The organism is Streptosporangium nanhuense, from assembly GCF_059358815.1.
Genome location: NZ_JCADBG010000015.1, coordinates 241850 through 249597, shown reverse-complemented (window position 1 = coordinate 249597; position 7748 = coordinate 241850). Strand labels below are relative to the sequence as shown.

Annotated in this window: 6 protein-coding genes; 5 read left to right on the top strand and 1 reads right to left on the bottom strand. The window is 70.6% G+C overall.

Annotation, left to right across the window (positions count from 1 at the left end; translation table 11 throughout):
• Positions 1–459: 459 nt before the first annotated feature.
• The 5 genes from AC5L38_RS27835 (at position 460) to gnd (ending at position 7009) form a co-directional block, all read left to right on the top strand.
• Positions 460–1191, top strand: a complete 732-nt coding sequence (locus AC5L38_RS27835) for an ABC transporter ATP-binding protein (RefSeq protein WP_495245769.1) — start codon at positions 460–462, stop codon at positions 1189–1191.
• The gene (locus AC5L38_RS27830; RefSeq protein ID WP_495245768.1) at positions 1188–2006 is read left to right on the top strand and encodes an ABC transporter permease; all 819 of its coding nucleotides are present in this window, start codon (positions 1188–1190) and stop codon (positions 2004–2006) included. The genes AC5L38_RS27835 and AC5L38_RS27830 overlap by 4 nt, the downstream gene beginning before the upstream one ends.
• 164 nt (positions 2007–2170) lie before the next feature.
• Entirely contained in the window at positions 2171–3514 is a 1344-nt protein-coding gene (locus tag AC5L38_RS27825; protein WP_495245767.1) for a glycosyltransferase family 4 protein, read from the top strand.
• Positions 3515–3580: 66 nt separating this feature from the next.
• A complete protein-coding gene (locus AC5L38_RS27820) occupies positions 3581–5266 on the top strand; it encodes a serine/threonine-protein kinase (protein WP_495245766.1) in 1686 nt (561 codons plus the stop codon).
• Positions 5267–5578: 312 nt separating this feature from the next.
• Complete coding sequence (gene gnd / locus AC5L38_RS27815) at positions 5579–7009, top strand: NADP-dependent phosphogluconate dehydrogenase (protein ID WP_495245765.1); 1431 nt, start codon at positions 5579–5581, stop codon at positions 7007–7009.
• On the opposite strand, the gene AC5L38_RS27810 is transcribed toward gnd, so the two are convergent.
• Positions 7006–7665 (bottom strand): TetR/AcrR family transcriptional regulator, encoded by a 660-nt coding sequence (locus tag AC5L38_RS27810; protein ID WP_495245764.1) that lies wholly within the window; start codon positions 7663–7665, stop codon positions 7006–7008. The genes gnd and AC5L38_RS27810 overlap by 4 nt on opposite strands.
• Between the last annotated feature and the right edge of the window lie 83 nt (positions 7666–7748).

Genomic DNA, 7748 nt, shown 5'->3' with positions numbered 1-7748 from the left:
GATTGTGCTTCATGCACTGGCTTTTAACACACTGTTGAGTTCTCAAGAAACGGACGCGTACACCATCACCCAAACCCGACCAGATGAGTCAGGCCCGAACTCCGGGGCGTTCGTTTTGTTTTATTCTGTTCTTTCGGTGTGCCTTTATTCTTTCAGGCCCGCTTTTTCGTGTCAAACCGACCCGATCCGGCTTACCTGTTTCAGAATTTCCAGCCTCCCCTTTCGGGGCAACCCTTCTAAGTTACTAGATCGTCCGATTCATGTCGAATCAGACCCCTTTGGGGACAAAGATCCCGTAAGGAAGAAGATCGTCAGAGAGGGTTCCGAGGCCCCGGCGTCACCGCCGTCTCCCTCGGGTCTGGTGAACTTTATGAACCGCGACCCACATCGTCAAATCAACCGCGCCCCCCGGGGGAAAACCGATTGCCCGGAGAGGACGGCGGACCGCAGGCTGGCGTGGTGTTGATTCTCGAGGCTGTGGCGCTGGCGAAGAGGTTCGGTTCGGTGTCCGCCGTCCGGGAGGTGAGCCTCACCGTCGGCGCGGGCCAGATCGTCGGGCTGCTGGGCCCCAACGGCGCGGGCAAGTCGACGACCCTGCACATGCTCCTCGGCCTGATCACACCCGACAGCGGCAGCATCCACATGTTCGGCCTGGACCTCGCGAGGAACCGGACCGAGGTGCTGAGTCAGATCAACTTCGCCGCGAGCTACGTCGACCTCCCCGGCGTCCTGCACGTGCGCGAGGTGCTCGACGCCTTCGCCCGGCTGTACGGCGTGCGGAAGCCGAGGGCCCGGGTGGAGGAGGTCATCGAGCTGCTGGACCTCGGCCCGCTGCGCAGGCGCCGCGTGATGGAGCTCTCCTCCGGCCAGCGCACGCGCGTGCAACTGGCCAAGGCACTGATCAACGAACCGAGCCTGCTCATCCTGGACGAACCCACCGCCAACCTCGACCCCGACGCCGGTGACCGGATCCGCAGCCTGCTGGTCCGGGTGGCCGCCGAGAGCGGGCGGGCGATGCTCATCACGTCCCACAACATGCAGGAGGTGGAGCGGATGTGTCACCGCATCCATTTCATGTCCGAAGGCCGGATCGTGGCCAGCGGGAGCACCACCGAGCTCACCGGCGTCTACGGCGCGGAGGATCTGGAAGAGGTCTTTCTCAAGGTGGCGCGATCGGGGGCGCGGCCATGACGACGACCCTTCCCCCGCTCAGCCTGGCCGCGCGCAGGAAACGGATCAGCGGCGTGGTCTTCCGCGACCTGGCGGCGCTGCGCCGCAGCCCGGTCCGGATGTTCGAGATCGTCTTCTGGCCCACGATCGAGCTCTTCGTCTGGGGCTTCGTGACGCTGTTCCTGCAGTCGCAGCGCGTGCCGTTCATCGCCACCTTCCTGCTCGGCGCCGTCCTGCTGTGGCAGGTGCTCCAGAAGGCGAGCAACGAGATCTCGATAGCCTTCCTGGAGGACATCTGGAGCAGGAACCTGCTGAACGTCCAGGTCAGCCCGCTCTCCAATGTCGAGTACGTGATCGGGCTGATCGTGTTCTCGTTCGGCAAGGTCGTCTTCGCCGTCGCGATCATGTCGGGGCTGGCGCTCGCCCTGTACGGTTTCGGCGTCACGAGCCTGGGCGCGGGGATGGTGCCGTTCATGGCGCTGCTGCTGGTGATGGGCTGGTCCCTCGGCCTGGTGGGAATCTGCGCGGTGTTGCGCTTCGGCGAGAACGCCCAGGTGATCGCCTGGTCGCTGGTCTTCGTGGTGCAGCCGCTGGCGGGCATCTTCTACCCCGTCGAGACGCTTCCCGGCCCCCTCCAGGCCGTCGCGGGGTTCATGCCCGCGACCCACGTCTTCACGGGCATGCGGGCCGTGCTGAACGGCGGCGCCGTGCCCTGGGACAGCCTCGCCTGGGCCGCACTGCTGGACGTCGTCTACCTCGCCGCCACGCTCGGCCTGTTCGCGTGGGCGCTGCGTCACGCCCGCATGCGCGGCCGGCTCTCCCGCTTCGGCGAGTGACAGGCCGCGACAAGGCGGAGAGCGCGACGAACGGCCGGAGATCAAGAGCGCCGGGAGGACAAACAGCTCGCCGGACGGTGACCATGATGTCGTGACGCGCGTGCTTCGGTGAAAGCGGTCCCGGGGAAGGTAACGAGGAGGGGGGAGACTGCGGGGATCTCGGTATGTCGGGGACATCGGCGAAGGCACAGCGAGCGAAGACACGGCCGGCGAAGATACGGCGAAGGGCACGGGAAGGGGCCGGGCGCGCGGCGCTACGGCTGCTGCGAGCCCTCAACGCGAGGCGGGCGCGGCGTGCTCCGGCACCCGACGCCGGAACGGTCCGCATCCTGCTGCAGCACGCGTACGGGATGGGCGGCACGATCAGGACCGTGCTCAACCTGGCGGGTCACCTGGCGCGCGAGCGTGACGTGGAGATCGTCAGCGTGGTCCGGACGGCGAGGGAGCCGTTCTTTCCCATCCCGCCGGGCGTGCGGGTGTCGTTCCTCGACGACAGGACAGGGCGGCGGGGTCCGGTGGCGCGGCTGCTGTCGCGGCTGCCGAGCGTCCTGATCCCGAGGCAGGAGAACATCCACCGGGCGGTCTCGCTCCGGACGGACCTGCTCATGGTGCGCTACCTGCGGTCCATGCGCACCGGCGTGCTGATCTCCACCAGGCCGGGGTTCAACCTGGTCACCGCGTTGTTCGCGCCGCCGGGTGTCATCACCGTCGGCCAGGAGCACGTGGCCCTCGACCTGCACGCCCCGGAGGTCGTCCGGCTCATCAAGCGGCGCTACGGCAGGCTGGACGCCTTCGTCACCCTCACGCAGACGGATCTGGAGCACTACCGCAGGGCGTTGAAGGCGCCCCCGGGACGGCTGCTGCGCATCCCGAACGCCGTGACCGCGCTGGCCGGTGACGTCTCGAAGCTGGACGAGAAGGTGGTGATCGCCGTCGGCAGGATGGTGCACGCCAAGGGCTTCGACCTGCTGGTCAAGGCGTGGAAGCCGGTGTCGGAGGCGCATCCCGACTGGGTGCTGCGCCTCTACGGGCGCGGCAGGCCCGAGGCCGAGCGAAGGCTTCGCGACAGGATCGAGGAGGCCGGGCTGTCGGACACGATGCTGCTCATGGGCAGCTCGCCGGAGATCGGCATGGAGCTGGCCAGGTCGTCCGTCCACGTCGTCAGCTCGCGCTACGAGGGGTTCAGCATGACGATCCTGGAGGCGATGAGCAAGGGCGTGCCGGTGGTGAGCTTCGACTGCCCGCACGGCCCCCGGGAGGTGATCGTCCACGAACACAACGGCCTGCTGGTCCCGGGCAGGAGGCCGGCGGCGCTCGCCGAGGCGCTCCTGCGGTTGATCGAGGACCGGGGGCTGCGCGGCGAGCTCGGCGGGAACGCCGTGCTCACGGCCGCCGGTTACGGTCTCGACACCATCGGCGCCCGCTGGGACGAGCTCCTGTCGGAGCTCGCGGAGCTCGGCGACGGGCGTCACACCGGTCACGGGCGTCACCTTTCTGACCAGGCATAAGGGGATACGCACCCAGTTAGCGGATCAAACTCCGGTAATCTGCCGCTCGTCTTCAGGAGGTGGCAGGTGACCGGATCGGGCGCCTTTGCGGTACCGGGCTATGAGGTGTCCGGGGTGCTCGGCCAGGGCGGCTTCGGGATCGTCTATCGGGCCAGGCAGCTGGCGGTGGAGCGCGAGGTGGCGCTCAAGGTGGACAACCGGGTGCTGGTCTCCGAGCGGGACCGGCGCCGTTTCATGCGCGAGGTGACCTCGGCGGGCGCCCTCTCCGGTCACCCGCACGTCGCCCACGTCTACGACGCGGGTGTCCTGCCCGACGGCCGTCCGTACATGGTCCTGGAGCTGTGTCCCGGCGGGTCGCTGCTGGACCGGATGCGGGCCGAGAAGCGGCTGCCCCCGGCCGAGGTCGCCGACATCGGGATCCGGATCGCCGACGCGCTGTCGGCCGCGCACGCCGCCGGGGTGCTGCATCGCGACATCAAGCCCGCCAACATCCTGATCAACCGGTACGGCAACGTGGTGCTCTCCGACTTCGGGCTGGCCACCATGCCGTCCTCGGGCAGCGAGGCGTCGGTGACCCGGGAGTCCCTCACCCCGGCCTACGCCCCGCCCGAGGCGTTCGAGCTGACCGAACCCGCCGCCGCGGGCGACGTCTACTCCCTCGCCGCCACGCTGTACGCGCTGCTCTCCGGGCGCCCGCCGCGCTTTCCCGAGAGCGGCGTGGTCAACATCGCGGTCATCATGGCCCTGCACCGCCTGCCCGTCCCCGAGATCCCGGGGGTGCCGGCGGAGCTGACCGCCGTGCTCAGGGAGGCCATGGTCAGCGATCCCGCGCGGCGTACCCCCTCGGTGTCCGCGCTGCGCGACGCCCTCACGGACCTGCGCCTGGAGGGGGGCGGCCCGGCCCGCCGGTCCCCCGCCCCGCGTCCCGCCGCCCCCTCCCCTCGCCCGGCTCCGGTCGCGGGCCCGGCGCCCGCGCCGCCGTACGCGCCGGAGATGCCGTACGCGTCGCCGTACGGCACACCGGCGCGTACGGCGGCGCGGGGCGGGCCGGGCGGGGAGCCGGTGCGGTCGCATCTGACCTCGCCGGGCCTGAAGGGGCTCTCCGGTACCCAGTCGCCCGCGACGGCCCCGGCGCACCCCGGTCCGTCGAACGTGCGGGTCTTCGTCGCGGTGGCCGTGGCCTTCGCGATCCTGCTGCTGGCCGGGGTCGGGCTCATGTACGTCGAGAACCGCGACCAGAGCCCGTCCACCGGGCAGCAGAGCCTTCAGGGCGGCGGCGAGGACGTCGGCGCGGCCCCGGCGGGGGGCACGTCCGCGGCTCCGAAGGTTCCCGAGGTCGCCACGGTCACGGCCGCCTGCCCCGCCACCTCGGTGACGGGCGCGGGGGCCGCGTGCGTGGCGGAGCCCGAGTGCTGGGGCGGCCTCGTCGTGATCGCGGGCGACACCGCGGCCAAGCGGATCGGCTGCGAGGAGTCCCACTCGTGGGAGACGTTCGCGATCGCCCCGCTGCCGAGGGACTCCCTCACCTACGACCAGGCGGCCCTGGAGAGGCATCCGACGGTGAAGAAGGTGTGCGCCGCGCGGATCATGCTCGCCTCCCGCTACGGCGACGCCCGCGGGATCGGGCAGGCCAGGTGGCGGAGCACGGTGCTGCCGCCCTCGGAGGAGCAGTTCCAGGGGGGCGCGCGGACCTATCGCTGCCTGGGCGGAGTCCTCGGCTCGGAGGCTTCGGGAACCCTGTTCCGGCGCTGATTCCATCGGGGTCCCACGGCTCCGCGCCGGGGACCGGTTCCCCCGTCCCACCACCGGTCCCCCGGAAATCCCACGGCTCCGCGCCGAACGTCCGGACCGCTGTCCCGCCCCTGATCTCCACCGTGAATCCCATGCCTCCGCACCGGGCTCAGGACGCCTTCTCCCTGCTCCCGCCGGACGCGGGAACCCCCTGGGGGCGGATGGTTCGTTGATCCGTACGGCTCCGGGGGCCTCTCGCGCGGGCCCTCTCGACGGCTTTGATCGGCGATGGGTGCAGACTGGCATCTTGGACACGACGAAGGAGTGTCAGAGATGACTCAGGCTCAGATCGGTGTGACAGGGCTGGCCGTCATGGGGGCGAACCTCGCCCGCAACCTCGCCAGGCATGGGCACTCGGTAGCGGTACACAACAGGTCCCAGCACAGGACCAAGGCACTGATCGAGGAACACGGGAACGAGGGGACCTTCGTCCCCTGCGAGACCGCCGAGGAGTTCGTCGCCGCGCTGGAGCGCCCCCGGCGAATCCTGATCATGGTCAAGGCCGGTGCGCCGACCGACGCGGTGATCGAGGAGTTCGCCCCCCTGCTGGAGCCGGGCGACATGCTCGTGGACGGCGGGAACGCGCACTTCCTGGACACGCGCCGGCGCGAGGCCGCGCTGCGCGAGCGCGGCCTCCACTTCGTCGGCGCGGGGGTTTCCGGCGGCGAGGAGGGCGCGCTGCTCGGGCCGAGCATCATGCCCGGCGGCTCGAAGGAGTCGTACCAGGCGCTGGGCCCGCTGCTGGAGGACATCGCGGCGAAGGTGGACGGCGTGCCCTGCTGCACGCACATCGGCCCCGACGGCGCCGGGCACTACGTGAAGATGGTGCACAACGGCATCGAGTACGCCGACATGCAGCTCATCGCCGAGGCCTACGACCTGCTGCGGCAGGGACTCGGCCGGACCCCGGCGGAGCTCGCGGACATCTTCGCGGAGTGGAACGAGGGCGAGCTGTCCTCGTACCTGATCGAGATCACCGCCGAGGTGCTGCGCCAGGTCGACGCGGCCACGGGCAAGCCCCTCGTCGACGTGATCGCCGACCGGGCGGAGCAGAAGGGCACCGGCCGGTGGACGGTGCAGATCGCGCTGGACCTGGGCGTCCCGGTGAGCGGCATCGCCGAGGCGGTGTTCGCGCGCTCCCTGTCCGGCCACGCGGACCTGCGTGCGGCCGCGCGCGGCCTGCCGGGCCCGTCGGGCGTGCCCGCGGGGTCCGTCGGCGAGGACTTCGCCGAGGACGTGCGGCGGGCGCTGTACGCCTCGAAGATCGTCGCCTACGCGCAGGGGTTCGACCAGCTCAGGGTCGGCAGCACCGAGTACGGCTGGGACCTGGACCTCGGCGCGCTGGCCACGATCTGGCGGGGCGGCTGCATCATCCGCGCCGTCTTCCTCGACCGCATCCGCGAGGCGTACGCGGCGCAGGACAAGCCGGTCACCCTGCTCGCCGCCCCCTACTTCGCCGACGCGCTGACCCTGGCCCAGGAGTCGTGGCGGCGGGTGGTGTCCAAGGCCGCCGAGCTGGGCATCCCGGCGCCGGGCTTCTCGACCGCGCTGGCCTACTACGACGGGCTGCGCGCCGAGCGCCTGCCCGCGGCCCTGATCCAGGGCCAGCGTGACTTCTTCGGCGCGCACACCTACGAGCGGGTGGACCGCGAGGGCTCCTTCCACACCCTGTGGTCGGCCGACCGCACGGAGGTCGAAGGCTAGCCGGTCGCCCCGGGGGCGGCGGAGTCCCGCCCCCGGCCCTTCCCCGCACCTTCGGGAAGGTCGGGGAGCAGGGCGAACGCGTGGTCGGCGGCGGCGACGGCCGACGGGTGGGTCTGCTCCGCCGTCGCCCCGCCGACCAGGGTCAGCCAGTTGCGCCGGGCCAGCACCCGCTGCGTGACGAGGACCTGACCGGCGACGAGCAGCGCGGTGAGCTCGTCGGTGTCCTCGGCGAGCGCGGCGGCGAGCGCCTCCTCGTCGAGGGCCATGTAGTGGAGCACCCTGGCCGCGAGACCGGGTGTGGAGAAGACCATCCGGTGGTAGCCGAGCACCTCCGGATGGTCGTTGAGCCCCGTCACGGGGTCGCGCCGCGCGAGCCCGGCCAGGAAGTGCCGGTGCAGTGCCGCCAGCGGCGTCTCGCCCGTCCCGCGCTCGCGGACGACCCGGGCCGCCTCTCCCTGATGGTCGGAGATGCGGTGCAGGACGAGGTCCTCCTTGGTCGGGAAGTATTTGAACAGGGTCGGCTTGGAGACCCCCGCCGACGCCGCCACCTCGGCGACCGACACCTCGGCGAACCCGCGCTCCAGGAAGAGCGCTATCGCCGCCGCCGAGATCGCCTCGTGGGCCTGCCGCTTCTTGCGTTCCCGGAGTCCTGTCACGCCTTCCAACCTAACAGGGACGCAACCCGGTTAATATCTTAACCAGGTTAAGCTTTTCGGGATGAGGCGTGACGGCCGACATG

Coding starts and splice junctions, on each gene's coding strand:
- gnd (WP_495245765.1), top strand. CDS start 5,579: ATGACTCAGGCTCAGATCGGTGTGACAGGGCTGGCCGTCATGGGGGCG.
- AC5L38_RS27825 (WP_495245767.1), top strand. CDS start 2,171: ATGTCGGGGACATCGGCGAAGGCACAGCGAGCGAAGACACGGCCGGCG.
- AC5L38_RS27830 (WP_495245768.1), top strand. CDS start 1,188: ATGACGACGACCCTTCCCCCGCTCAGCCTGGCCGCGCGCAGGAAACGG.